Consider the following 24327-nt stretch of genomic DNA (forward strand, 5'->3'; position numbering starts at 1 on the left):
TGCCCTCAACTGACCCCACGCTGGCACAGGGCAACGAAGCCGCCAAGGTTTTCCAGACCCTCCGGATGCGTCGGGAGGTAGTTGGTCAGTTCAGGCGAACGCACGACGACGGCACGCCACTGCCCTCGCGACACCGCCACGTTGATTCGGTTGCGCAAGAGCAGGAACTCCATGCCGCGCGGCACTTCCCCTGCGGCTGAGGCGGCCATGGAGACGATGACCACCGGCGCTTCCTGGCCTTGGAACTTGTCTACCGTTCCTACCCGCACTTTTGCCAACCCTGCTCCCCGGAGCTCGTGCTTGATCAGTTGTACCTGGGCGTTGTAGGCCGCAACCACCAGGATGTCGGTCTCTTCAAGAGGCCGGCTTCCCGGCGCTTCAGAAGGGTTTGTCCAGAGCAGGCCCACGTGCGCCTGGACCTGGCGGACAACCTCTGCGGCTTCCTCCGGCGATGACGTCGAGTTGCCCGTATGCGGGACATACACACAGGAAATGCCAGGGCTTGCACCTTCCAAGTGGCGAAGTGATGCGGCCGGCGCTGCTTCGAGTCGGTTGTCATAGGAGAGCTCGGAGACTGCGTCACATAGGGCGGGATGCATCCGCCAGGACAACGCGAGGAAATAACCGAGTTCGGGGGGCAACGTGTTGTAACCATCCGACAACCACCCCAGCGCAGATTCGTCCACGGGTTCAGGGTGTTTGCCCTGGGTGACTTGCGGTAGTTGCTGGGGATCCCCCAGTAACAGGAGGCGTTTTGCTGCGCGGCTCACGGCCATGGTGTTGGCCAGGGAGAACTGGCCTGCCTCGTCAATAACCAGCAGGTCCAGCGAGCCAGCCGGAACTTCCTTGCCTACCATCGCCCACGCAGTACCGCCGATGAGAGCTCCACCCGGCTTGGACAGGATGTCGCTGACGTCGGCCTTGGCGCACGCACTCCACGGCACCGGATCGCCGTGCTTCACTTCCTTGGCCACGCGTTCTGGATCCACGCCTGCTTTCTCCACGGCAGCGCAGAGCATGTGCTCCACCACGGCATGGGATTGGGCCACAACGCCGACTTTCCAGCCATCTGCCACGAGCCTGGCCAGGACGTGGGCCCCCACGTAGGTCTTGCCGCTGCCTGGAGGGCCCTGGACGGCCAGATAGGAATGGTCCAGGTCCTTTACTGCCGCAGTGATGGCGTCGATGTAGCCATCAGGACCGGATCCCACGGCGGGCAGGGATTCCAGACTGCGCAGTTTTGGCGGCTTCCTTCGCACCAGGTCCAATGCTGGATCCTGGGGCCATTCCGGCAGCGAATCCCTGAGCCTGCCGGCCAACACGGCCAATGCCGCCCTCTGGCCCTTCGTCGGAATCGGGCTGTCTGGCGTCAGCGCCATGGGAGTCTGTGGGAACTCTGTCGAATCATTGCGTAACCCCTCGGCCATGGTGACTGACTCGAAGTCACCGTCCTCGCCGACTTCGATGATCTTGGTAGTGTTCCAGCCTGCGCGGCCGAGCACGGATGATTCCTTTGCCACCAAGGCATCAGGCAAGGGGGGACCGTACATGCGGAAGTACGTCTTGCCCGTCTCCAATCCCGCGCCGTCACCGGAACGGCCGAGCAGTTTCACAATGCGGGCAGGGTTACTGCGAGGGGTTGGTTTAGCCCAATCCTGCAGCACCACAGCCTGTTCCACCGTGAAAATATCGCGGCCATCCTCCCACTGGGACACTGGCTTTTCCAAGCGGTCGAAGTGCCCCCACCAATATTGCTTGTCCTCACGCCCGTGATATCCGACGCCCGCTGCCACAATGGCTATGGCCCGGGAATCCGGGGACAGCCTTTCCTCCTCCGGCAGCGCGGCAACGTAGTCAAGCAGCGCGGTTTCTTCGGGTGCCGCCTCGTATTTCTTCGGGTCAGCGGGGGTCTGCGCCGCATCGGACCGGTCCCCGAAATCTTCCGCATCCCCTGAGTCGTCGCCGGCCGAGCCACCCGGCACGATGGACCGCTCAGCGGCGCGGGCAAGAAGCCAATTGCGCAGCTCCAAGGTTGAGAGGCAGTCGTACTCGTTGTAGTCCCTGATGCTTTCGAGGATGGCCGCAGCTTGCTCAGGGTTATCGGTGTCCCGCGCCGTGCAGTAGTCAGCGTAAGCAACAACGGAGGCTCCGGCGTCGGTGACGTCACCGGAGCGAAGGTGCTGGCCCATATACAGAGGCTCGAGCTTCTTGATGCTGTACGAATTCTCGGACACGCGGATGCTGTGCCGGACGGTATCGAAGAGGTCCACCAGGACGCCTTGGCGCAAAAGATCGTCGACGGCGGTTTCGCCCACCACGTGCGTCAGCGACAGATTGCGCAGGGCCGTCTTCTCGTAGGCAGCATAGTGGTAGATATGCATGCCGGGGTAGCTGGCCCGGCGCTTGGCAACATACTCCAGGAAGTCCACGAAGGCCTGGCCTTCCTCAGCCCGCGAATGCGCCCAGAACGGCCGGAAAACCGGCTCGGTGCCAGGCTCCAAGGGATTTTCGATGACTCCGAAAAGGTACTCTAGACCCCATTTGCCCGTGGCTGGATCCTGCCACAGGGGATCGCCCTCGAAGTCAAAGAAGATGTCCCCGGGGTCCGGCGTGGGGAGCCTTCCGAGGGTGTTGTCCGGCAGCACCTTATAGCTCACGGCCTTGGCTTCCCCGGCTTTGTCCGTGTAGTTCACGGTCCCATCGGGGGTCCCCGTCCCTGTTTGGAGCTGGGCTTGCTCCCGAAGGCGCAGCAGCGTGGGGTCGCCGACTTCCGGAAGCGCGGCCAGTTGGTCGATGGTGGTGACCCCGGCTTCCATCAGCTTCTTGCGGCGGCTGATACGCATACCGGCAACCATAAGGAGGTCACGGTGCAGTTTGACTTGCTCGGCGCAGTAATCGCAGCGGCCGCACGCGGAGAAGCGAGAATCGCCCCATTCGACGGGACCTGAAGCCCTGTGGGCCGTGGTCATTTTGAGGAACCGTTCCCGGCGTTCTTTGAAAACCGGCAGAATCTCCGCGAGCGGGTGATCACTGTGCACCCGGTTGCCCAGCACCAACGTGACCGTGGGATCCGGCGTAATACCGGCCCGAAGGAGTTGATCGCCATAGGCAGCCAGCTGCAATAGGGCAGTGACCTTGGCATGGCGGGCAAGCTTGGTATCGAAGACGGCGTACTGGCCGCCGGGACGCTTGACCAGGAAGTCCGAGCGCCCGTGGAATTGGCCATCGAAGAACGCGGCCTGGAACACGATATCCGCTCCGGAGTGCAAGGCGTCGATGGATTCCGCATGCTTGGCCACAAGGGTGGCGCGGTCCATGGCGGAGGCGGGAACGACGTCGTAAACGCCATTTCCTGTAGCCGGGTCCCACGGCCCGAACTCAGCCAGGAACTCATCCAGGACCCGATGCTCGTGGACATCGCCGAGCTTTGCAGTCCGCTCCAACATGGCATCTGAGGCGAAGTCAGGCTTGGGGGAGCGGCCCAGTTTTTCGTCGAGTTTCCGGAGCAGCTGGTACTCACAGGTGGCAGCGATGACAAGATCGCTGGCGGAAAACACCAAATCCTGTGGCGCGCCAGCTATCTCCGAATCGAGAAAGAACACCGTGACCTACTCCCTGTTGCCGGATGAACCACTGCAAAGTGGACCATAAAGCCAAGCTATCAGCGGCCCCCGACAATTTAGGACCCCACCGGCAGACCCAAAGAATGCGGCAGACTGTGCGGATCTCACGCGGTGAGGTCCCGGCGTCGGAGCAGGTAGGCCGCTAGTCCTGCTCCGGCCACGGCAATGCCGCTCATGGTGAGGGCAGCTGCGGGGTCGAACGCTTCGATAGGCATCGCCGCTGTGTGGCGGAACGGGCTGAGATCCTGGAGCCAAGCGGGCAGGCGCATCAGTTCGCCGAACTGTCCCAGAACCAGCCCTACGGCCAGGAACCCCCACCCGAAGGCAATACTCATCCGGGGGATCGTGGCGAACGCCACCGCTGTAACGGCGACGAATACGACGGCGGCCGGCACGTGAGCCAGGGCAGCACCAACCAGCAGGCCCGGCGGCCCGCTCGCCACGCCTGAGAGGGCAAGCCCCACGGTGGCTGCTGTTCCCGCGACCGCCGCGACGACCACTGCCGATGCGGCGGAAAGGAGCAGGTTGGCTGCCAGCCACCGTGCCGCGGAATGGGGTGTGGCAAGGAGAAGTTCGGCCCGGCCCTCAGCTTCTTCTGCACGGAGCCGCAGGACGACCTGGATGCCGGCGGCCGCCGCGAGGACGCCCGCGATGCCCAGAAGCGCCGTGGTGAAGACATCGATGAGTTCACCGCGGCCGCCAGGGACGAGCCGGACGATCAGTTCACGGAGCGACTGGTTGCCACCGATGACGTTGGTGACCACGGGTCCAAGTCCACCTGCGATGCTGCCAAGCAGGGCCGAGAAGATGCACCAGCCGAGCAAGGTCAGCCGTTGCTGGCGCCACGCCAAGCCCAGAAAGGAGTTACCCCCGGGTACTGCCCGGTCCCGTCCGGCACGTTCGGGCAGAAGGCTTTCGCCCAGGTCCCTTCGACTCCTGAGCGCCAGGACGGCCAGGGCCAGAACAAGGCTCACGGCGGCCAGGACCAGCAGCGGTGTTGGGTCCGCGACCGAGAACGGCCGGGAACGTTGGCCCCAGCCGATGGGCGAGAGCCACGAAAACCATCCGCTGGTCACATGGGTCAGATCAGAGGATGGCGTACCAAACGCGTCCCCGATGCCGCGCACGAAATAGGCTGCCCCGACCAGTCCGGCGGCTGCACCGTTGGCTGCCCGACCCGAGGGCATGATCTGCGCCACCACCGCACTGACGGCAACGAAGAATGCCCCGACAGCACCCACAGCGGCTCCTGCCGTGAAGGCTCCTGACCCCGGCAGTCCCGCGGCAAGGAAACCGGCCGCCACACAGAGCGCCAAGGTCAGATTCGCTACGCCGCCCAGGATAAGGGTGGCCATCAGGGGCGCTGCTCTGCGGACCGGGACGGATCCGATCAGCTCTGCCCGTCCGAGTTCCTCGTCCGTGCGTGTGTGCCGGATGACCAGAAACGTGCTCATCAGTCCTGCCAGGACAGCGGTGAAGGCGTAGCCCTGGAAGAACACCACCGCTCCGATGCCTGTACCGTCGGGCAGTCCGCGGACGAACAGGAACGCAGGGCTTGCCCCGGCCACGGTGATGATCGCCGCCCGTGATGCCTCATCAGCAAATTCGGTGGCGACGGCATTGGCGATGATGAAGCCCAGAAAAGCGATACCCAGAATCCAGACCGGCAGCAGCACGCGTTCCCTTCGCGCCTGGACGAGAAATAGTCCCATCACGCCGGACATCAGCGCACCTGGCTGTTCGCGGTGCCGTAGTGGCTGAGGAAAAGGGACTCCAACGACGGCGGAGACACCGTCAGCCCGGTGATCCCGGCCGTCGTGGCTGCTTCCAACACAGTGGCAAGATCGGCCGGGTCCACATCAAACTCAACGATGCCGCCGTCGGTTGTGACGTCCTGCGCTCCTGGCATGGCCGTCAGCAACGCCGAGTTGGTGGCTTCGACCCTGAAATGGGTGAGCTTCAGGTGCCGTAACTCCGTTAGCGTCCCCGATTCCACGGCCCGTCCTGCCCGGATGATCGTCACTCTTTTGCAGAGATGCTCCACTTCGCTAAGGATGTGGCTGGACAGCAGGACGGTGGCACCGTCTGCGGTGACGCGCTGAACCTGACGGCGGAACACCGACTCCATGACGGGATCCAAACCGGCACTGGGTTCATCGAGCAGATACAAGCGTGCCGGACGGGCGAACGCCGCAATCAACGCGACCTTCTGACGGTTTCCCTTCGAATACGTCCGTGCCTTACGCCGCGGATCCAACTCAAACTCCTCAACGAGCTCCCGGCGAAGCCGTTCATCGACGCCCCCGCGGAGCCCGGTGAGCAAATCGATGACTTCCCCGCCTGAAAGGTTCGGCCACAAGCTCACATCTCCAGGAACATACGCAACTTCGCGGTGAGCGCGGACCGGATCCTGCCATGGATCCAGACCGAAAACCCGCGCGGTTCCTGAGCTGGGGCGCATAAGTCCCAGCAGGACACGCAGGGTTGTTGATTTCCCGGCACCGTTAGGGCCCAGAAAGCCGTGGACTTCGCCTTCATGGACCTGCAAATCCAGTCCATCAAGGGCACGGGTCCTGCCGAAGGTTTTGACTAGCCGTACGGCGTCGATGACTGGCTCTGATGCTGATGACATGGCTGATCCTGTCCCTCGGTCCAACGACCGAGGCGGATGCCAGAGCCGTTCCGCGGGCCCAACAGCCAGCGGGCCGACCAGGCTTCCCGGCTCTCCGAACCACAGCCTACGTCCGCCAGCCCGTGCGGGGAAGAGTGCGAGGGAGCAACCCTGCTGGATACGCTGGGACAACGGCCAAGAACATCCAAGGACGGAACACGATGACTGAATCAGCACGTACCACCGCCGATCCCGCTTTCGAAGCCGCTTACGAGGCCGCACAGAAGAGCCTCAGCGAGGGCGGAATCCCCATCGGCGCCGCTTTGGCCCGCGACGGGAAGGTCATCGCGAGCGGCCACAATGAGCGCGTCCAGCATGGCGATCCGATCGCGCATGGCGAGATGTCCGCGTTGCGCGCGGCAGGCCGGCAAAAGAGTTACCGGGATACCACGCTCTACACCACGCTTGCGCCCTGTGCGATGTGCACGGGAACCATCATCCAGTTCAAGATTCCGCGCGTCGTGGTGGGCGAAGCGGAGACGTTCCCGGGCGAGTTCGACCTCCTGCGTTCGCGTGGTGTTGAAGTAGTGGTCCTCGATGACCCGCGCTGCGTGGACATGATGCGCACCTTCCAGGAAGACCACCCTGAACTGTGGGCCGAGGACATCGCGGAATAACTGCAGCAGAAGAGGGCGCGACGGCGGCACCAAGGGCGGGATGCCGCCGTCGCCGGCTGCTGGGGAGCCATTTACCGACTAGCCATCCGACGGCTTTTTGGCAGGCTTCCTCGGAGCCGACCGGCGGGAACGGGCCGCCGGAGTTGATGGGATCAGTTCCTTGACCTGGGCCAGGACAGTCGGGTTCACGCCGCGGGAGCCCAGATCTTTGGCGAGGGTTTCCACCTCTGACTTTGCCGCTGCGGTGTTATCCGCCTTCACATGCAGCTCCGTTCGCAGTTCCACGAGCTTCCGGTACGCCAGGTTGTTCGCCGCACCGCTGCCCTTCTGGTAACTCGCGAGCCCCGCATCGGTCAGCGCAAGGGCCCGCTCAGGATCGGCGCTGTGGTGCTTCACCATCTTGTCTTCCTTGCGCCGATAGAAGTCATCTCCCACGGATTGCGCGACGGCGGTGGCCGCCTTGACGCCCAAAGGCTCGCCGCCGAACCGCTCGGCTGCCTCGGTAAGGGCGTCCAGCCCTTTGCTCAGGTGCGGCGACATGGATCCTTCGAAGGCGAGCGTGAGTCCTACTTCCCGCGTGAAGAACTCGGGTGCAAACCGATCCTCCTCCCGTGTGACCGGGAAGCCGACCCGCAACGGCAAGGTGTTGGACGCCTGGACGATGCCCTCGGTGGAATAGATGGCGCGGACCAGGTACTGGCCGGGCTCATCGAAAGCGAAGCCCTGCACTCCAAATGCCAGCTGGACCAGTTGGCTGTAGCGGTCGCTGCCATCGCTCGTGACGCCGGCGGCTGGTTCCAAGGTCACCGGTTCAGGGAGGCCGTAGAAGCAGACCACGGATTCGTGCAGCGCCACCGTTCCGTCCGGCTTCTGCACGTACACGGTAGTGTTCCCGAACCTGGGATCCATCCGGCCGTCCACCACCACGGGTACGTCGCTGGTGTTGCGCAAGCGGAATTCAATGGACACAGGCTCCATATAGTCGAAGTGGCTCTTGGCTGAGAGGGTCAGTTCAATATCGCTGCCCGGCCCGGAGACGGTCATGGCGCCGGCCGGGGATTCCAGATGCCCACCGGAAGCCCAGGGATCTCCGCCCATAATCACCGAAGCGCGGTCGCCATGGCGCATGTGGAGCAGTTCGTCGTCGTCGAACCTGAACCGAAAGTTGCCCCAGAAGGTATCCGTGCCGTTGCGCTGATCGTATTTCCAGTCGTAGTTCATCCAGGACAAGGAATCCGGCCTGGCCTTGTCCCACGCATGCAGGAAGTTGAAAGCGTGCCCTGCCTCGTGGACCCACGTGTACAGGAAGTGGCGCATCGCCCAGGCCTGGTCCTGCGTGGTGGGATTGGAGACCAGGTTCGTGAACCAGGAGTGGTTGCGGAAAACGGCAAAACCCTGGCGATCAGGGCCGCGACCAGCGCCGCCAAAGCCCGCAGCGGCGTCGAACATAATGCCACCAACTCCGGCGGTGTCGAAGAGACCTGCCTGCACGCCCCAAAGGTTCCAGGCAGGCCAACCGGAGTTGAACTTGCCGAAGGAGGTCTCCATGGCATCGTGAAGTTCGCCGACGTTCCACGAGGCGAAGCCGGCAGCACTGTCATCGATCACCGTATGGACCGGATCGATGGTGACGGCGACGCCCGCGTCGCGGTACGCGGACTCGATGGTGATGGTCCGGTTGGCCAGGTCCGCAGGGCGGTTGTTGTGTAAGTGGCTGTTGTAAACGGGCGCTTTGGGTTCGATGTCCACAGATGTGCAGTAGTCGAGCTCAAGGTTCATATCCCGGAAACAGCCCGAACGGTAGGCACACGCGTATGGTTGCCCGGCAACGCCGCCGGCCGTGAACGTGACCACTGCGCCAGTGATTGCGCCGTGGGACCAGGAGACGGTGATTTCCACCGTTGTGGCGGGATGGGTGCCTTTCCAGTAACGGACCGTTCCAGTAATGTGTGCCTCCGCGCGGGTCATGGTGACTACTGGGGTATCCACAATCCATGACTCCACATAGGTCTTCACGAGTTGGTTGACGCCACCTGTTTTGACCCAGCGGGTGCTGTATAGATCGCCACTGACTTTGTTCAGCACCGGAGATTCCACGCCCTGGCGGGGATCGACGTCCAAGCGGAGATCCAGTGCGCTGCCGACAGGGCCATTGCCTGCCTGATTGCCTTCATAGCGGCCGCTCACGGGAGCGGAGCGCCAGCACCTCCACCAGTCTTCGGAGGGCCATGTCAACGTGCTGGGCTGGGGCCCAAAAGCATGGGGCCCAAAAGCGTGGGGTCCAGAAGAAGAAGGAGGGAACGGGATGTCAGTGGGGTTGCTGGGGACAGGGTTGTAGTGGGTGCCGGGGACGTTGGGGGTGTCCATGTGAGGATCTTTCTCGCTCTGTAAGCAGTCAATATGCGTTCGTCCATCACAGGATGACCAGATGGACGGCATGACGGTTCAGGGCGGGGCGATGCATGTGAGGAGTCCCAAAGGGGGTGAAAGTGGCCATGCCCAGAAGCCGTGTGTAACCCAAAACGAGAATACTCCACCGAATGGATTATATCTAGGGAGGCATCTAAATTTTCTGCGCGGCAACCTGCCGGACCGCCTAGTCAGCCGCAGCAGCCAAGCGTAGGCTGGCAACATCGGCGTCGGAGCCGAAGGACCCCGCGTCGATGAACCCCATTCGATGAAGGAGGACCCATGAGTGTCGTACGTGAATTCATGACGACGGATGCCCAGTGCATTCCGGAGGACCAGACTCTTCAGGACGCCGCCCGCATGATGAGGGACTTGGACTGCGGTTCACTTCCCATCTGCGGCAATGACGGCAGGCTGACCGGCTTCATCACTGACCGCGACATCGTGGTCAAGTGTCTGGCCGAGGGAAGGGATGCCCGCGAAGTCCGGGCAAGCGAACTCGCCACCGGTAAGCCGTACTGGATTGACGCTGATGCCAACGTTGACGAAGCCATCAACATGATGGAAGAGCATCAGGTTCGCCGTCTTCCCGTCATCAAGGATCACAAGCTGGTAGGCATCATCAGCCAGGGAGATATTGCCCGCAACCACTACGCAGAACAGCGCGTGGGCGAAATGGTGGAGCACATCTCCTCCAAGGAGCACATGTCCCACTAGCGGCCGGCCAGCCCGCTGTAATCCAGTAATCCAGGTAATCCAGCCGCCGCGAAGCGCTCCCCGTCAGAGGAACGCCTCGCGGCCCGTTCCTTCGCGCAGCACGAGTTCGTCATCCTCTATGGAGACAATCAGGCTCCTGGGTTTACCAGCGAGCTTTTTCGTTGCGCTGAGCTTTCTGCTGCGGACTTCAACTCCCACCGTGGCGCCTTTCGCCGGCAGCTCCACCGTGATTTCGTCGGCCATTCCCAACAGCATCTTGGTAGACACATCCCGTTCGGACACAGCTTCCTTGCCGTTGACGGTCACGCTCACGTCATCGGAAACAAACCCGTCCTGAAGGATGATGAGCAGTTCCTGCATGCTCCAACTACAGCACTAACAGCGCTCCCGGCATAGGCTTTCCGGAACCCGGACCTGAAAACTGTCGGTCATGTGAGGCAAACTGTCAGGGTGACTCAATCTCTCCAGCACCAGTCAGCCGATTCTGCCATCCATCAACTCATCGCCAACGAACTCGGCGTGAAGGCCTGGCAGGTCAAGGCCGCGGTGGAACTGCTCGACGCCGGATCCACCGTTCCCTTCATCGCCCGCTACCGCAAGGAAGTCACCGGGACGCTCGATGACACTCAATTGCGCGATCTTGAGGAACGCCTCCGGTACCTGCGGGAACTGGAAGAGCGGCGGAGAACCGTTCTTGAGGCGATAGCAGCCCAAGGCAAGCTGACCCCGGAACTGGAAGCCGCCGTCGTCGGTGCTGACACCAAGGCGAGGCTGGAGGATATCTACCTCCCCTTCAAGTCCAAGCGTCGCACCAAGGCGCAGATTGCCCGCGAAGCCGGGCTGGAGCCGCTAGCGGACGTCCTGCTCGCCAACCCACAGCTCGACCCCGAAACCGAGGCCGCCAAGTACCTCAACGCCGAACACTCCATTGAGGATTCTGCCGCCGCGCTCGCAGGCGCCCGCGCGATCCTGGTGGAGCGCGTCGCCCAGGACCCTGACCTGGCCGAGGACCTGCGTGAGCGGCTCTGGAAGCAGGGGCGCATGGTCTCCCGTGTCAAGAAGGGCATGGAGGCCGAAGGCCAGAAGTTCAAGGATTACTTCGAGTTCACGCAAGTCCCGTCCGGAATGCCGTCGCACCGGGTGCTCGCCTTGTTGCGGGGTGAAAAGGACGGCGTACTTGAGCTGGATCTCGCCGAAGCAGACCCCGCCGACGACGACGCCCTGGCCGCCGCCCGCGGCCGCTACGAGAACGCTGTGGCCAAGTGCCTTGGGGTCGCCAACCACGGCCGTCCCGCCGATCTCTGGCTCACCCAGACTGCCCAGCTCGCCTGGCGCGGTCGCATCCTGGACCGCCTCACCACGGATCTTCGCGGACGCATGTTTGCAGACGCCGAGGATGAAGCTGTTCGGGTCTTCGCCGCGAACTTGCGTGATGTGTTGCTCGCTGCGCCAGCCGGCAACCGCTCCACCCTCGGCCTCGACCCGGGACTCCGCACAGGGGTGAAGGTGGCGGTGGTGGATGGCACCGGCAAGGTGGTTGCCACGGACACCATCTATCCTCACGCGCCGGCAAAGAAATGGGACGAGGCGTTGTCCACCCTCGGCCGCCTCGCCAAGCAGTACAACGTGGAACTCGTGGCGATCGGCAACGGCACGGCGTCGCGGGAAACGGACAAGCTGGCCACCGAGCTCATTAAGTCCCTTGAGGCCGCAGGCTCCAAGGGTGTCCAGAAACTGGTTGTTTCCGAGGCCGGTGCTTCCGTGTACTCCGCGTCGGCCCTGGCAGCTTCCGAGCTCCCCGGCATGGACGTCTCACTCCGGGGCGCTGTCTCCATTGCGCGCCGGCTTCAGGATCCGCTGGCCGAACTGGTGAAGATCGAGCCCAAGTCCATCGGCGTGGGCCAGTACCAGCACGATGTCACCGCTGCCAAGCTGGACCGCTCACTGGATGCCGTGGTGGAAGACTGCGTGAATGCCGTGGGCGTGGACGTCAACACGGCGTCCCCCGCGCTGCTGAGCCGTGTGGCCGGCGTCGGACCGTTGCTGAGCGAAAACATTGTGGCGTACCGCAACGAGAATGGGCCGTTCGCCAAGCGGAGCGACCTCAAGAAGGTGCCCCGGCTGGGAGCGAAGGCATTCGAGCAGTGCGCCGGCTTCCTCCGGATCACCGGGGGAGCGGAGCCGTTGGATGCTTCCAGCGTGCACCCCGAGGCCTACTCCGTTGCCCGCAAGATCCTCGTCGCGGCTGGCGGTGGACCCACCACTGCACTGGATCCGCAGACATTCGTTGACGGCACGTTCGGCCTGCCCACCGTCAAGGACATCATGACCGAGCTTGAGAAGCCGGGCCGCGACCCCCGACCCGCGTTCAAGGCAGCATCGTTCTCGGAGGGGATTGAAAAGATCTCCGACCTCAAGCCGGGCATGATCCTGGAAGGCACCGTCACCAACGTTGCCGCGTTCGGTGCCTTCGTGGACGTCGGAGTGCACCAGGACGGCCTGGTCCATGTGTCCGCGCTGTCCAACAAATTCGTCTCGGACCCCCGCGAGATCGTGAAATCCGGTCAGGTAGTGCGGGTCAAGGTGCTTGAGGCCGATCCCGAGCGCAAGCGCATCTCCCTGACCTTAAGGCTCGACGACGAGCCCGGCACCGCGGGCGGCCGCGGCTCCGGCGGGCGTGCTCAGGGTGGAGGTAACCCTGGCGGAGGTAACCCGGGTGCACGAGATGCTGGAGGGCAGCGCTCAGGTGGTCAGCCGGGTCAGCGTGGCGGTGGTCAGCCTGGTCAGCGCGGCGGTGGTCAGCCGGGTCAGCGTGGCGGTGGTCAGCCTGGTCAGCGCGGTGGTGGCCAGCCGGGTCAGGGTGACCGTCGCCAGGGCAAGCCGCAGCAGTCTGAAGCTCCCGCCAACACAGCTATGGCCGAGGCACTTCGTCGGGCAGGGCTCGGGAAGTAGCCAGCCGCAGCCGACGAAACCCCACCTTGTTCGCCTGTCATGCCGTACTACGGGATGATGGGCGAACAAGGGCGGGTTTTGACAGCGGAGCAAGCTACGACGGAGTGACTACGACGGAACCGACGAGCCATCCGGAACTGAACTGCCGCCGTCGTGGTCCTTTTCCTTCTGCCACGGCCAGCGGCCAGTGATCTCCAACTCAAGCGAGAAGCTCAGGAACGTCCGGATCAGCACGATGATCGCCAGGACGCCCACGCTCTCAAACGTGGGCGTCACAGCGACTGTCCTAATGATGTCGGCGGCCACCAGGAGCTCAAGGCCCAGGAGGATGGACCGTCCCAGCAATTGCCGGTAGGCCCGATAAGGAGAAAACGGGGCCAGGCCACTGGCGCGCTTGGGTTGGTACCCGCGCAAGGCGAGTGGGATGGAAACCAGCGCCCCAACCACCATGACTGCCACGCCGGCGAAGTCCATGTACCGGCCGACTTCTTCGATGATGTGCTGGAAATCCATGGCCGTCTCCAGCGGTTACTGTGCCGGTGCGGGGATCGGGAAGAAGACCCGCGGATCCTGCAGCAGTGCCGGGTAATCGAAGTCGGAGCGCTTGACCACGTCAGTGACTTCGAAGTTCCGGGCGAACTTACCCTCAACCGTGATAGGCCGTCCCTGGACCAGCCCGACGGCGAAGATCTGGCCGCCGTCGAACGGGACGGCGATCTCGGTCTTGCCGGGAAGAGTATTGAATGCAGCTTCCTGGGCTTGGCGTTTCCGCGTGGGCTTCTTCTCCAGTACCTTGGCAGGACGCTTTTTGGGGCCCTTGAGCTGGCGGCGGGACTTCTCTTCCGCGTACACAAATTGGTACTCGCCGGATTCTGAATCTGCGGCAGCCTTGGCCTTGCCGTGAGGAGGCATGCTCACAGTGGTGAGCTGTTCCGGGCGGATGTCTTCCACATTGGCCCGCAGGATCCAGAGACGGTCCTCTTCAGGGTCTTCAGGGTGGAATTCGTGCTTGGGCTCGGGCCAGATGTATTCGAGCTTTTCTTCGACGCCCGGGAAGAGCGGTCCGTAGAACTTGGGGTCCTTGCCAATGAGCTTGGAGCGGTGGCTGAGGTGCAGGTCCTCGTAGCCCAGCCACGGCGGCATGATGATCCGGGAGGCGTAATCCGGGTGTGCAGCCTGGGGTGCGAACTCCGCGATGTTGTTGCGGGTGTTGTCCGGGTGGCCGCGCTGGATCCACTCGTCGGCCATTGCCAGGCCGTACATGGTGAGGGCGGGGACGTGGCCCATCCACATACGGACGGCCGGGTGCTGCTGCCAACCGTACTCCGGGATGACCAGTGCGCGGAGGACCTGGAGGGCTTCGACGCGCTGTTTGCCGAGCCTTGAGGTGTCGAGCGCCGCGGCGCTCTCACGGAAATCGGCGAAAGGGAGGAAAGTCTGCATCCTTTCAGTTTGGGGGTCCCGCGGCGAAGAACCAAGTTGAGTGCTCCGGGACACGTGCGGATATGGGGCCTAGAGTTGTCGAGTGGAAACTTTTGGCGAGAAAACGACGACCACGGCGCCCCCGGTTGCCGAACTGCACCTGCACATCGAAGGGACTCTCCAGCCAGAGCTGATCTTTGCCCTGGCCGAACGCAACGGCATCGAACTGCCGTATGAAGACATCGAAGAACTGCGGGAGAAGTACGAGTTTACGGATCTGCAGTCCTTCCTTGACCTGTACTACGCCAACATGGCCGTCCTGCAGACCGAGCAGGACTTTACCGACATGACCCGTGCTTATCTTCAGCGCGCCGCCGCCGGGGGAGTGCGCCATGCGGAGATCATGATGGATCCCCAGGCGCATGTGGCCAGGGGTGTCCCGCTTGAGGTGTGCGTCAATGGGATCGCGAATGCGTTGGCGACGTCAGAGGAAGATTTCGGCGTTTCGACACTCCTCATAGCTGCCTTCCTCAGGGACATGTCCCAGGAATCCGCACTTGAGGTGTTGGACCAGTTGCTCGCGATGCACGCCCCCATCGTCGGCATCGGGCTGGACTCAGCAGAGGTGGGCAATCCGCCGTCGAAATTTGAGCGGTTGTACCAGCGTGCTGGTGAGGCCGGGTTGCGAAGGATCGCTCACGCGGGCGAGGAAGGGCCGGCCGCCTACATCACCGAGGCCCTGGACGTGCTGCACGTGGAGAGGATCGATCACGGCATCCGTTGCATGGAGGACACGGAGGTGGTGCAGCGGCTCGTCGCGGAGCAGGTGCCCCTGACAGTTTGCCCGCTATCCAACGTTCGCCTGCGTACGGTGGACAAGCTGGCTGACCACCCACTGCCGGAGATGCTTGCCATCGGTTTGAACGTTTGCGTGAACTCGGACGACCCCGCCTACTTTGGCGGCTATGTAGACGAGAACTTCGAGCAGTTGGCCAAGGTCCTTGAGTTCTCGGTTCCGGAGCAGGCCACTTTGGCGGCAAACTCGATCCGCTCCTCGTTCGCCAGCGACGCCCGGAAAGCTGTATTGCTGGATGAAGTGACGGAGTGGGTCAAGGCGTCCGTGCCGGGCCAATAAACCCTGAATTGGTGCTAAAGGCGAGACCCGTCGATCACTTCCGGCCCCGGGAATGTCACACTCGGTCACGACACACGGTGTTTACCAATATCAGTCGCGCGAATTAACAATTCATTGGCAAACTGCAAGGGATTATCCACCGTAGAAGGAGAAGCATGGGCGCCAACACCGCCGAGAACACCAACCTTCGTCTGAAGGCCGTACTGGACATCCTTGCTGAGGGCGTATGGTCTGGAGCCACGCTGAACGCAGGGGAAGTCCTGGCAGAGGCCATCGGACGCGTTCCATTCAACGATCATGAGGCTGAGCTTCTCAGTGGGGGCATTCCCCGCGGCCACAAAACCCTGACGTCGGCATCGGCAAAGCTGGTCAAAGCCGGCTGGCTGGTCAAGGGGCGTTCGGGATGGACCATCCCTGACGACGGCCTGCGGGCGACAGTCGCCTTCCCTGAAGTTTCGGCTTTCGCGGAGGCCCTCGACGCCGGAACACCGGTACCAGCCGATGTTCCCGTGCCTACGGCCCCTCCCGCCAAGGCCAAGACGAAGCGTGCGGCGACGTCGAAGAAGGCTGCAGCTCCGAAGGTAGCCGCCGCGAAGGTATCTGCGCCGAAGGCTGCTGCTACTAAGGCGACCACCACCAAGGCTGCGACCACTAAGGCTGCCCCGGCAGCGAAGAAGGCTTCCACGCGCAAGGCTCCTGCCAAGGCAGCGGCGGCTCCCGCCGTCGAGACCCTGCCTCAGCCGGACGCCGTCGCAATTGCGGGTGACTTCAACAAGATCCTGGGCGCTCCGGAAGACTGGGCTCCCCAGTATGACGAGGTCCAGATGGAGTTCAACCCGTTGGTTCAGTTGTGGGCGCTGACGGCTGAACTGCCGGCCGGTTTCTATACGTACAAGATCGCGCTGAACCGTTCGTGGGATGAGAACTATGGCGCGTTCGGAGTCCGGGATGGCGCCAACCACGAGTTGAACCACGACGGCGGCCCGGTCACCTTCACGTACGACCACGCGACGCACGACATCGTGGTGGGCTGACTCCTTTCCCGCTGAAACCCGCCCTTGTTCGCCATACCCGCCCTTGAACGGTGAGGAGAGCGAACAAGGGCGGGTTTCGTGGGCCAAGCACTCGGCATCACGGTTGCGCGCGGCTAGATTTGGTCCATGACTGAGTCGTTGGAAAACCGCTATCGCGATGAGACGCTAAGAGTCACAGCCCGCATCACGGGCGTGGTCCAGGGCGTGGGATTCCGCTACTGGACTGCTCGCAAAGCGGATGAGCTCATGCTGAGGGGGACCGTCAGGAATAATCGCGACGGATCCGTGCAGGTGGTGGCCGAGGGATCCGTAGCCGGCGCCGAGGCACTGGTGAGTTGGCTCCATTCCGCGCGGGCACCTGGTCGCATTGAGAATGTTGAATTCGAGGTTTCCGACGCAACGGGGGAGTTCGACGAGTTCCGGATCGTGGGCTAAACCGCCTGATCAGGCCCCGGGAGACGACGTTGTGAGCCCAGATTCCACTGCTGCCAGAAGCAGTTCCACGTCGTAGGCAACCAAGCTATCCACTTGGAGCCTGATGGCGGTAGCAAGGTGGATTGCATCAGCGCTGCGAAGCCGCCTGGGCGAGGCCGCGGCATACATGAGATCCGACCGCGTCACGTCAACCAGATTAATGCCGGCGAGGACGTTATTAACCACTTCGAACGGCAAGTCCCGGCGACGGGCAGCGCAATGGAGTTCCGTGTATAAGAGCATGGAAGCAACAAGATGCCCTCCGGCAGCCGTTTTGTCCGAAAGATGGGCGGCTGCTATTGCTGACTCCCGCTCTTCCACTACGAGTTTTAGTACGGCTGAAGTGTCGACATAAACAATCACCGGTCGCCGCGCAGGTCCGCCAAAATGCTGGCGGTATCCATCTCACTGGCGACTCGCGAAAGAATTTTGAAGTCAACGGGACTCGTGGCGGCTGGCCGCACGCTTCCAGCTTGCAGCAGGCGTTCAAAGGGCGAAGCTGACGGCGGAATCAGTGTTGCGGCAACTTCACCATTATTAGTGACATCGATGATTTCGCCGTTCTTGACCCGCTCCAGGATCTTGCTGCTCTGATTGCGGAGTTCACGGTGCGGAATTGTTGTCATGGTTGACCTCCGTAGCAATCGTAGCACCTCCCAATCGAACGCCAGCGGAGTGCATAGCTCAGGCGACGAAAGACGTGCGCGTCGCCTCAATGTAGTGCTCCAAGGCCTTGAGCGCAGGCTGCGATGAGGCGTCCCGGACAGCGTCCGCACCCACGGCGTTGGCCACTGCCAGGGCATGGCTGTGCTCCAGTCCGGAGCGGAGGGCCAGGACAAGCGCGGCACAGAAAGCATCGCCGGCTCCAATGGTGTTGGCGATCTCCGTGACGCGTACGGCAGGAGCTTCCGCCACGCGTTCGCCATGCTCGAAGATCGCCGAGCCCTCCCCGCCATATGTCACTGCAACGAGGGGCGCCGTGCGAAGGGCGGGGATCAGGGCGTACTCGGTCTCATTGACGATCACGAGGTCGCAGCGTTCCAGCAGCTCCGGAATGATAGGCGCCGCCGGTGCTGCATTGAGGGCAAAGTAGCCGGTGGTTCGGCGGGCGGCTTCCAGCACCACGTGCTGGTCAACTTCGAGCTGGCACAAGACGGCTTCCTCCTCCGCGAAGGACACGCCATCCACGGATACTTCGCCGTTCGCACCCGGGCACACGACAATCTGGTTCTCGCCTTCGCCGTCCACCAGGACCAGTGCTGTCCCTGTCGCGGCATCCACCTGGGCGATGTCTTGGACGTCGACGCCGGCACCCGCCATTGCTTCGAGGAGGCTGCGGCCTGCTTCGTCCCGGCCTACTGCACCCACCATGCGCGAGGCACCGCCGAGTCGGGCTGCCGCCACGGCCTGGTTGGCGCCCTTACCGCCGGGCTGCTGACGGAGGACGGCCCCGCCGACGGTTTCGCCCGGCGTCGGGAGGCGGCTGGCGGTAGCCGTGATGTCGAGGTTGATGCTGCCTACAACGGTGAGCGCGGTGCTCGTGGGAGCCAAAATGGGCGCGGAAGACTGAGGGGAGGAGCTCATGGAAGGACCTTTTCGGGAGGATTCAGGAGGACTGGATGACGGAGAGGTGACCGGCCTTGGCGGCCACGAGGCATTTGGCCAGGTAGAACGGGGAGCCCTTGCGGCGGACGTATTGAGTGAGGACCAGAACCGGCTCGGAGGGGCGAAGATCCAACAACTTTGCGCGGCTGGGACCGGCGGTACTCAGGCTGATTTCGCATTCGCCAGGTCCAAGCGAAGACCCCGGAATCCCGCTGAGGACTTCCAAAAGTGTGGAAGCCGAAAGGGTGGGAGCTTCCGCCGCTTCTGAGAGTGCCTGGGCCTCAGGGATTCCTTGAGCAACGTTTTCCTGCAGGTGGGCCACCGGCTCGCCGTTCCGGATCAATACGCTTTCCCAGAACCAAACGTCCTGGCCGGGTTCCACGCCGATTCCGGGGGCAACGAATTCGGAGGCTGGCTGTTTGATCGCAGCAACGCGCTTGACCTGGATGTCCTGGTCCGGGCCGCCAAGGAGTTGATCGAACGGGCGGATGTGTTCGATGCCAATCCGGGGCAACGAATCAGCCACGAATCGTCCGACTCCCCGCCGTGCCCTGGTGAGCCCGTCTTCCTCCAGCAACATCAGAGCTTCCCGGATCACGGTGCGGCTGACGTCCATCATGACGCCCAGCTCGGTCTCCGTGGGGAGCAACGAGCCAGGAGGGAGGAGCTTGGTCCTGATTGCCTCGGCGATGCGTGAGTATGCCGCTACGCGCAAAGGCTGGCCGGGTTGGGGCGCAATGGGTCGGGACAGGAACTGGACGGCATTGTCGGTCAAGGGTGCCTCGCTTGGGTTTGGTTACGGACACTGTACCCGAAAAATGTGATAGGTTGCACAAGCTCGTAATACATGCTTGTATAACAACTCACATCTCGTGGCGCCGCCTGCGCCCTCGGACAAAGGAGTTTGATGTGAATATCCCCAACACGGCGGTTGAGACGCAGCCTGCCGAAACCGTAGAAGCGACGCCGGACACCCGCCCCGGCGGTCGGGCTGCAGTCCTGCTGATCACCACGCTGGTTCTCGCTGTATTGTCGTTCCAGCTCAACGCCAGCATGATCACGCCGGCACTCCCGCACATCGGCTCCTTCTTTGGCGAAACGCCCGAAGCCGTGGCTCAGGTGCAGTCCATGTTCTTCCTTGCGGGCGCCATCTCCGGACCTGTGATTGGACGCTGGAGCGACTTCATCGGCCGCCGCACCGCACTGCTCTTGGTCCTGGCCATCATGGGCGCCGGAACCGTGCTGTGCATCTTCGCCCCGAACTTGCCGCTGCTGGTTACCGGCCGCTTCATGCAGGGTGTCTCAAGCGCCATCTTCGCGCTCTCCTACATCGTGCTCAACGAATACTTGCCCGCCCGCCTCTTCGGCACGTCCATCGGAATCATCGCCGCCATCAACGGCGGTGTGGGCGGCGTTGATGGCTACTTTGGCGGGCTGATGGCTGAAACGCTCGGCTTCCAGTCGATCTTCGTTGCCGTCCTCGCCCTGGCCGCGATCGCCGTCGTCTGCGTCATCAAAGTTGTCCCGGGAGGGAAATCCGCTGTCGCCCCAGGCCGGATGGACTGGTGGGGGGCAGGTTCCCTGTCCGTGTTCCTGGTCTTCCTTACCTACTTCGTCTCTACTGGTTCTTCGGCCGGCTGGACCTCACCTGCCGCGCTTGGCCTGCTGGCTGGCAGCATCGCTTCCTTCACCGCGTTCTGGCTCATCGAGAAGAAACGCTCCACACCGCTGGTCGCCGTCCACCATCTCCGTTCGCGCCAGGTATGGCCGGTCATCGCCACCACTGTGCTGATGCTCGCGGGAATCTTCGCCATCATCAACTTCACCGTCGTGCTCCTCAGCCAGGACAAGGTGAATGGCTTCGGCCTTCCGGCCTCGGTCGCAGCATTGCTGTTCCTGACCCCGGCAGCGCTGATCGGCGTGTTCGCGGCCCCGCTCGCAGGGTGGATTGCCGACCGTCGTGGCTGGATCAAGACCGTCCGCGTCGGCACGGCGACGAGTCTGGTCTGCGCCCTTGCTGCCGCATTGTTCGCCGACAACCAAGTAGCCGTCCTCATCGCCATCGCAGCCCTGGGTATCTTCTACAACGGCTTCTTCCTTACTGCCATCAACGGGCTGTCCGTCCTGCTCTCGCCCAAGGAAGCACCTGCCGCACTGCCGGGAATCAACGGCGCCTCCTTCGGCATCGGGGCGAGCCTCGGCGTCGTGGTTGTCGCGCCGTTCGCAGGCCAAGGCACCGCAGCCGGGTACTCTGCTGCGCTCTGGATTTCGGTGTCCATCACCGTCCTCGCCTTCCTTGTCAGCCTGTTCATCACAGCACCGAAGGGCGAAAAGATCTAACGCCCGACGGCGGCACGCGGCACCGCGCGCCGCGCCACTCCTCTTCCCAACACCCCGCTACATCCTGAAACGAGAGACCATGACCACCCAGCGCACCGCCGCCCCCTTCTACCTCGACTGCGATACGGGAATCGACGACGCCCTCGCCCTCGCCTATTTGCTCGCAACCCCGAGAGCGGAACTCGTGGGCATCGGCACCGTGAGCGGCAATATCAGCGCCGCCGGTGGTGCCCGGAACACCCTGGACCTGCTGAAACTGGCCGGGCACCCGGACATTCCCGTAGCGATCGGCGCGCACGATCCGCAGGTCGGCACCTTCCATGGTGGTGCGCCGCATGTCCATGGCGACAACGGAATCGGTGGCGTGGAGCTGGTTCCCTCTGATCGCGAGCCCGTTGAGGCAACGGCTGCTGAGCTCCTCGTGCAGCTGGCGCACAAGCATGCTGGGGAACTGCGAGTTGTGGCCATCGGGCCGCTGACGAACATCGCCGAAGCCCTTCGCCTGGAGCCCAGGCTGCCGGAGCTCATCGCCGAAATTACCATCATGGGCGGTGCGGCCCTGGCCCCGGGAAATATCACACCCGTTGCAGAAGCCAACATCGCCAACGACCCCGAGGCTGCGGCCGAAGTACTCGCTGCTGACTGGAACGTGACGCTGGTGCCGCTGGACGTCACCATGACCAACGTCCTGGAGGAAACCCACCGCCAGGAACTGCTGGCATCCCAGCACCCCGTTTCACAGGCACTCGGCGAGATGCTTGGCTACTACTTCGGCTTCTATGTGGATATCTTTGGCCGGGCTTGCTCAGCAATGCACGATCCCCTGGCTGCTGCCATTGGCGTCAGGGGAGTGGAGCTGACCGTGGCGCCGACCGTCCGCGTGGAGGTAGACACCACCAACGGTCCAAGCCGTGGCCAGACCGTGTGCGACCTCCGTGGCCAGTACGCGGGATTCCCGGAGCAGCGCGGCGCGCGTTGCCGCGTGGTGCTGGAAATCGGCGAAGACTTCGCGCCGCACCTGCTCGGCACCATGCAGGCGGCATGGCTCTCTGAAGAGGAGCTGGCTTCTCCCGTCGCCTAACTGGCGGGAGGCGACAAGTAGCGACGACGACGGCGGGAAGGTTCCGCCGTCGTCGTGGCTTAACCTGCTATGCGTACATGAGCGAGCCGGGCGTTGTCAGTGTTTCGCCTGTTTCGAGCCAGGTCTTGAGTCCGGAGAGGATCATGGGCCAGCCGCCGTACAGCTGCTCGTTGGCGCCTTCGCGGAGTTGATCGTGCGTGACGGTGAGGTGGCACGAATCGCCCACGGGTTCGATTTCCCAGGTGATCCGCGACGTTCCTTCAGCTTTGACGTCCTCGCCCCACAGCGCTTGCATCGTCTGGACGAGCCGCCGCGGGGGATCGACCTCGATGTTCTCGCCCTCGCCCAAGGGCTCGTCCGCTTTGACGTTCCGCATTTCAAACCGGCCGCCAGGAGTCCAGTCCGCCGTGAACGTGTTCCCGAACTGGTACTTGCTGCGGATTTCGCTGTTGGTGATGGCTTCCCAGAGCCGTTCCGGGGTGGTTTTGATGTAAATCTCGAAGATCTTTTCCATGGGACTTTCCAATCTGGATTTGAGGTCGCTGAGTGCAGCGGCCCATGGTTCAGCGTATTTGCTCACCCAGCGATCGTGGATGAGCCTGATGGGGACGGGGTTCAGGAAATGCAGCTTTTCACGTCCTCGGCGGCGCGTGACCACCAGTCCGGCATCCTCCAACAACTTCAGGTGCTTTGCGATGCCGAAACGGGTCATCTCGAACCGGGCTCCGAGGGCGGTGAGGGTTTGCCCATCCTCGCGGAACAGCTCATCGAGCAGCTCCCGCCGGGTGGGGTCTGCCAGTGCTTTGAACACGGCGTCCATGGATTTAGAATAGGTGACCATTTGGTCACGTGTCAACGGTTTTGAACTGGCCGGTTTGTTTCCGGGAACGTGATCCAGGACCGTGCTTGGATAGTGCCATGCCTGCTACTCCCACCGTTGCCGTGTGCGGCCCTGCCTCGTGGAACCAGCTCATCCTCCTGGACCATCTTCCCGAGCCCGTCCCGCATATGCAGTTCGCGCGACGCGCCTGGGAGACGGTCGGCGGAACGTCGTCGGGGAAAGCGGTGCACCTCGCTGATCTGGGCATCGGCGTGCGCTTGTGCTCGCCACTTGGGGCGGACGACGACGGCGGGCGGATCCTCCGCGCACTCACCAACGCCGGCGTCACCGTGGAAAAGATCGCCTCCGACCGAACCGAGCGTCACGTCAACCTCATGACCGACGACGGCAGCCGGGTATCGCTCTACGTCTCGGTGCCTTCAGCCCCGTCGGAGGAGGATCTTGAGAGGGCGACCGCCGTGGTGGCTGCCGCTGATCTCGCCGTGATCGACCTGAGTGATTTTGGGGTGCTGCTGCTGGAGCGCGAAGAGGTTCGAGAGACGCCTTTATGGGTGGACCTTCATGATTACGACGGATCCTCGGCGTTCCATGAACCGTTCCTGAGAGCGGCCGGGGTGGTGTTCATGAATGACGACAGGACAGAGGATCCGTGGGCGCTCATGCATTCCTGCCTCGCGCGGGGACCTCGCTTGGCGGTCTGCACACTCGGGGCGGAAGGTGCTGTCGCCCTGGAAGCGGACGGCACCCAGCATGAGGTTCCCGCCGTTCCAGCCGACGTCGTGGATACGAACGGCGCCGGCGATGCGTTCATGGCTGGTTTCCTTGCTGCGACACTGCGGGGCGCACCCGTTTTCGATGCCCTCGAGGCAGGGGCGGTTCAAGCCCGCGTCGCGATTGAGAGTGAACACCTGCACCCGGTGTTGGGGCGTTGAGCATGCTTCGCCCTCTGCATGGCTGATCCTGTTCGTTGCGGGCACGTTGGTGTTCCTGATCTCCACGAATTCCCGACCGCCATTGAACTCTGTTGAGGCCAAGTTCGCGGCAGCCGTATGGGCAGCATTTCAATGACCAACCACGACCTCTTATGTTCTGAGTGGTGTGTGGTGGTGGTTGCGTCGGGGTGTTTGTTTGGGGTCGATGTGTGGTGGTGGGGTGAACCAGGGCACGCCGGTGTTCATGTCGATCCGCCACTGTTCTTTGTGGATGACGTGGTGGTGGTGGCTGCAGAGCAGGGTGCCGTTCTCGGTTCCTGTGGTGCCGCCGTGTGACCAGTAGGTGATGTGGTGGGCTTCGCACCAGGGGGCGGGCATGGTGCAGTCGGGGAAGGCGCAGCCGCCGTCGCGGGCGGTGATGGCTTTGCGGATGTGGGGTGGGAAGATCCGGGTGGTGCGGCCGATGTCCAGGAC

22 protein-coding genes are annotated in these 24327 nt (G+C 63.0%); 9 read left to right on the plus strand and 13 right to left on the minus strand.

What is annotated here, in order from left to right:
• Positions 1-5: 5 nt before the first annotated feature.
• From AC1DD5_RS09635 to AC1DD5_RS09645, 3 genes are all read right to left on the minus strand, one after another.
• Entirely contained in the window at positions 6-3602 is a 3597-nt protein-coding gene (locus AC1DD5_RS09635; RefSeq protein WP_477521256.1) for a TM0106 family RecB-like putative nuclease, read from the minus strand.
• A gap of 125 nt (positions 3603-3727) precedes the next feature.
• On the minus strand, positions 3728-5347 hold the full coding sequence (locus AC1DD5_RS09640) for an ABC transporter permease (protein WP_477521257.1): 1620 nt from the start codon (positions 5345-5347) through the stop codon (positions 3728-3730).
• Entirely contained in the window at positions 5347-6255 is a 909-nt protein-coding gene (locus AC1DD5_RS09645) for an ABC transporter ATP-binding protein (RefSeq protein WP_477521258.1), read from the minus strand. The genes AC1DD5_RS09640 and AC1DD5_RS09645 overlap by 1 nt, the downstream gene beginning before the upstream one ends.
• Positions 6256-6455: 200 nt before the next feature.
• Here AC1DD5_RS09645 and AC1DD5_RS09650 point away from each other — a divergent pair, with 200 nt between their 5' ends.
• Complete coding sequence (locus tag AC1DD5_RS09650) at positions 6456-6911, plus strand: nucleoside deaminase (RefSeq protein ID WP_477521259.1); 456 nt, start codon at positions 6456-6458, stop codon at positions 6909-6911.
• Between the two features lie 78 nt (positions 6912-6989).
• Here the strand turns inward: AC1DD5_RS09650 and AC1DD5_RS09655 are convergent, their stop codons facing one another.
• Positions 6990-9278 (minus strand): hypothetical protein, encoded by a 2289-nt coding sequence (locus AC1DD5_RS09655; RefSeq protein ID WP_477521260.1) that lies wholly within the window; start codon positions 9276-9278, stop codon positions 6990-6992.
• Between the two features lie 324 nt (positions 9279-9602).
• Here AC1DD5_RS09655 and AC1DD5_RS09660 point away from each other — a divergent pair, with 324 nt between their 5' ends.
• A complete protein-coding gene (locus tag AC1DD5_RS09660; protein WP_442002488.1) occupies positions 9603-10037 on the plus strand; it encodes a CBS domain-containing protein in 435 nt (144 codons plus the stop codon).
• A gap of 63 nt (positions 10038-10100) precedes the next feature.
• Here the strand turns inward: AC1DD5_RS09660 and AC1DD5_RS09665 are convergent, their stop codons facing one another.
• Positions 10101-10397 carry a hypothetical protein gene (locus AC1DD5_RS09665; protein WP_216926150.1) on the minus strand — a complete coding sequence of 99 codons (297 nt, stop codon included), beginning with the start codon at positions 10395-10397 and terminating at the stop codon, positions 10101-10103.
• Between the two features lie 90 nt (positions 10398-10487).
• Between AC1DD5_RS09665 and AC1DD5_RS09670 the strand changes: the two genes are divergently transcribed.
• Positions 10488-12989: a Tex family protein gene (locus AC1DD5_RS09670; RefSeq protein WP_477521261.1), complete on the plus strand. Its 2502-nt coding sequence runs from the start codon at positions 10488-10490 to the stop codon at positions 12987-12989.
• A 108-nt stretch (positions 12990-13097) separates the two neighbouring features.
• Here AC1DD5_RS09670 and AC1DD5_RS09675 read toward each other — a convergent pair whose 3' ends face one another.
• Together AC1DD5_RS09675 and AC1DD5_RS09680 are read right to left on the minus strand one after the other, a co-directional pair.
• Entirely contained in the window at positions 13098-13502 is a 405-nt protein-coding gene (locus tag AC1DD5_RS09675) for a DUF1622 domain-containing protein (protein WP_442002490.1), read from the minus strand.
• A gap of 15 nt (positions 13503-13517) precedes the next feature.
• Positions 13518-14432: an MSMEG_6728 family protein gene (locus AC1DD5_RS09680; RefSeq protein WP_477519139.1), complete on the minus strand. Its 915-nt coding sequence runs from the start codon at positions 14430-14432 to the stop codon at positions 13518-13520.
• An 82-nt stretch (positions 14433-14514) separates the two neighbouring features.
• On the opposite strand from AC1DD5_RS09680, the gene AC1DD5_RS09685 reads away from it, so the two are divergent.
• The 3 genes from AC1DD5_RS09685 to AC1DD5_RS09695 all read left to right on the plus strand — a co-directional run bounded on the left by AC1DD5_RS09685 (position 14515) and on the right by AC1DD5_RS09695 (position 17015).
• On the plus strand, positions 14515-15546 hold the full coding sequence (locus tag AC1DD5_RS09685) for an adenosine deaminase (RefSeq protein WP_477521262.1): 1032 nt from the start codon (positions 14515-14517) through the stop codon (positions 15544-15546).
• Positions 15547-15701: 155 nt separating this feature from the next.
• Complete coding sequence (locus tag AC1DD5_RS09690) at positions 15702-16580, plus strand: pullulanase X25 domain-containing protein (RefSeq protein WP_477521263.1); 879 nt, start codon at positions 15702-15704, stop codon at positions 16578-16580.
• A 126-nt stretch (positions 16581-16706) separates the two neighbouring features.
• Complete coding sequence (locus AC1DD5_RS09695; RefSeq protein ID WP_477521264.1) at positions 16707-17015, plus strand: acylphosphatase; 309 nt, start codon at positions 16707-16709, stop codon at positions 17013-17015.
• Positions 17016-17024: 9 nt separating this feature from the next.
• On the opposite strand, the gene AC1DD5_RS09700 is transcribed toward AC1DD5_RS09695, so the two are convergent.
• From AC1DD5_RS09700 to AC1DD5_RS09715, 4 genes are read right to left on the minus strand one after another with little or no spacing between them, the layout of a single operon-like run.
• A complete protein-coding gene (locus AC1DD5_RS09700; protein ID WP_477521265.1) occupies positions 17025-17417 on the minus strand; it encodes a type II toxin-antitoxin system VapC family toxin in 393 nt (130 codons plus the stop codon).
• Entirely contained in the window at positions 17414-17680 is a 267-nt protein-coding gene (locus AC1DD5_RS09705; RefSeq protein ID WP_477521266.1) for a type II toxin-antitoxin system Phd/YefM family antitoxin, read from the minus strand. Before AC1DD5_RS09705 ends, AC1DD5_RS09700 begins: the two co-directional genes overlap by 4 nt.
• A 58-nt stretch (positions 17681-17738) precedes the next feature.
• A complete protein-coding gene (locus AC1DD5_RS09710; RefSeq protein ID WP_477521267.1) occupies positions 17739-18638 on the minus strand; it encodes a ribokinase in 900 nt (299 codons plus the stop codon).
• Positions 18639-18660: 22 nt separating this feature from the next.
• Positions 18661-19434: a GntR family transcriptional regulator gene (locus AC1DD5_RS09715; protein WP_477521268.1), complete on the minus strand. Its 774-nt coding sequence runs from the start codon at positions 19432-19434 to the stop codon at positions 18661-18663.
• Between the two features lie 134 nt (positions 19435-19568).
• On the opposite strand from AC1DD5_RS09715, the gene AC1DD5_RS09720 reads away from it, so the two are divergent.
• Positions 19569-20999 carry an MFS transporter gene (locus AC1DD5_RS09720; RefSeq protein WP_477521269.1) on the plus strand — a complete coding sequence of 477 codons (1431 nt, stop codon included), beginning with the start codon at positions 19569-19571 and terminating at the stop codon, positions 20997-20999.
• A gap of 79 nt (positions 21000-21078) precedes the next feature.
• Positions 21079-22080, plus strand: coding sequence for a nucleoside hydrolase (locus AC1DD5_RS09725; protein ID WP_477521270.1), 1002 nt, complete (start codon positions 21079-21081; stop codon positions 22078-22080).
• Between the two features lie 67 nt (positions 22081-22147).
• On the opposite strand, the gene AC1DD5_RS09730 is transcribed toward AC1DD5_RS09725, so the two are convergent.
• Complete coding sequence (locus AC1DD5_RS09730) at positions 22148-22900, minus strand: ArsR/SmtB family transcription factor (RefSeq protein WP_216926161.1); 753 nt, start codon at positions 22898-22900, stop codon at positions 22148-22150.
• 98 nt (positions 22901-22998) lie between these two features.
• Between AC1DD5_RS09730 and AC1DD5_RS09735 the strand changes: the two genes are divergently transcribed.
• Entirely contained in the window at positions 22999-23853 is an 855-nt protein-coding gene (locus tag AC1DD5_RS09735) for a carbohydrate kinase family protein (RefSeq protein WP_477521271.1), read from the plus strand.
• A 150-nt stretch (positions 23854-24003) separates the two neighbouring features.
• Here the strand turns inward: AC1DD5_RS09735 and AC1DD5_RS09740 are convergent.
• On the minus strand, positions 24004-24327 hold a 324-nt coding region (locus AC1DD5_RS09740), incomplete at its 5' end, for an HNH endonuclease signature motif containing protein (RefSeq protein WP_477521272.1).

The organism is Paenarthrobacter sp. 10L420 (assembly GCF_056395385.1).

What these genes read in the sequence shown, in the direction of transcription:
- AC1DD5_RS09640 (WP_477521257.1), bottom strand. Translation starts at nt 5,347, where the DNA reads ATGTCCGGCGTGATGGGACTATTTCTCGTCCAGGCGCGAAGGGAACGC.
- AC1DD5_RS09645 (WP_477521258.1), bottom strand. Translation starts at nt 6,255, where the DNA reads ATGTCATCAGCATCAGAGCCAGTCATCGACGCCGTACGGCTAGTCAAA.
- AC1DD5_RS09650 (WP_477521259.1), top strand. Translation starts at nt 6,456, where the DNA reads ATGACTGAATCAGCACGTACCACCGCCGATCCCGCTTTCGAAGCCGCT.
- AC1DD5_RS09655 (WP_477521260.1), bottom strand. Translation starts at nt 9,278, where the DNA reads ATGGACACCCCCAACGTCCCCGGCACCCACTACAACCCTGTCCCCAGC.
- AC1DD5_RS09660 (WP_442002488.1), top strand. Translation starts at nt 9,603, where the DNA reads ATGAGTGTCGTACGTGAATTCATGACGACGGATGCCCAGTGCATTCCG.
- AC1DD5_RS09665 (WP_216926150.1), bottom strand. Translation starts at nt 10,397, where the DNA reads ATGCAGGAACTGCTCATCATCCTTCAGGACGGGTTTGTTTCCGATGAC.
- AC1DD5_RS09675 (WP_442002490.1), bottom strand. Translation starts at nt 13,502, where the DNA reads ATGGATTTCCAGCACATCATCGAAGAAGTCGGCCGGTACATGGACTTC.
- AC1DD5_RS09680 (WP_477519139.1), bottom strand. Translation starts at nt 14,432, where the DNA reads ATGCAGACTTTCCTCCCTTTCGCCGATTTCCGTGAGAGCGCCGCGGCG.
- AC1DD5_RS09690 (WP_477521263.1), top strand. Translation starts at nt 15,702, where the DNA reads ATGGGCGCCAACACCGCCGAGAACACCAACCTTCGTCTGAAGGCCGTA.
- AC1DD5_RS09695 (WP_477521264.1), top strand. Translation starts at nt 16,707, where the DNA reads ATGACTGAGTCGTTGGAAAACCGCTATCGCGATGAGACGCTAAGAGTC.
- AC1DD5_RS09705 (WP_477521266.1), bottom strand. Translation starts at nt 17,680, where the DNA reads ATGACAACAATTCCGCACCGTGAACTCCGCAATCAGAGCAGCAAGATC.
- AC1DD5_RS09710 (WP_477521267.1), bottom strand. Translation starts at nt 18,638, where the DNA reads ATGAGCTCCTCCCCTCAGTCTTCCGCGCCCATTTTGGCTCCCACGAGC.
- AC1DD5_RS09725 (WP_477521270.1), top strand. Translation starts at nt 21,079, where the DNA reads ATGACCACCCAGCGCACCGCCGCCCCCTTCTACCTCGACTGCGATACG.
- AC1DD5_RS09730 (WP_216926161.1), bottom strand. Translation starts at nt 22,900, where the DNA reads ATGGACGCCGTGTTCAAAGCACTGGCAGACCCCACCCGGCGGGAGCTG.
- AC1DD5_RS09735 (WP_477521271.1), top strand. Translation starts at nt 22,999, where the DNA reads ATGCCTGCTACTCCCACCGTTGCCGTGTGCGGCCCTGCCTCGTGGAAC.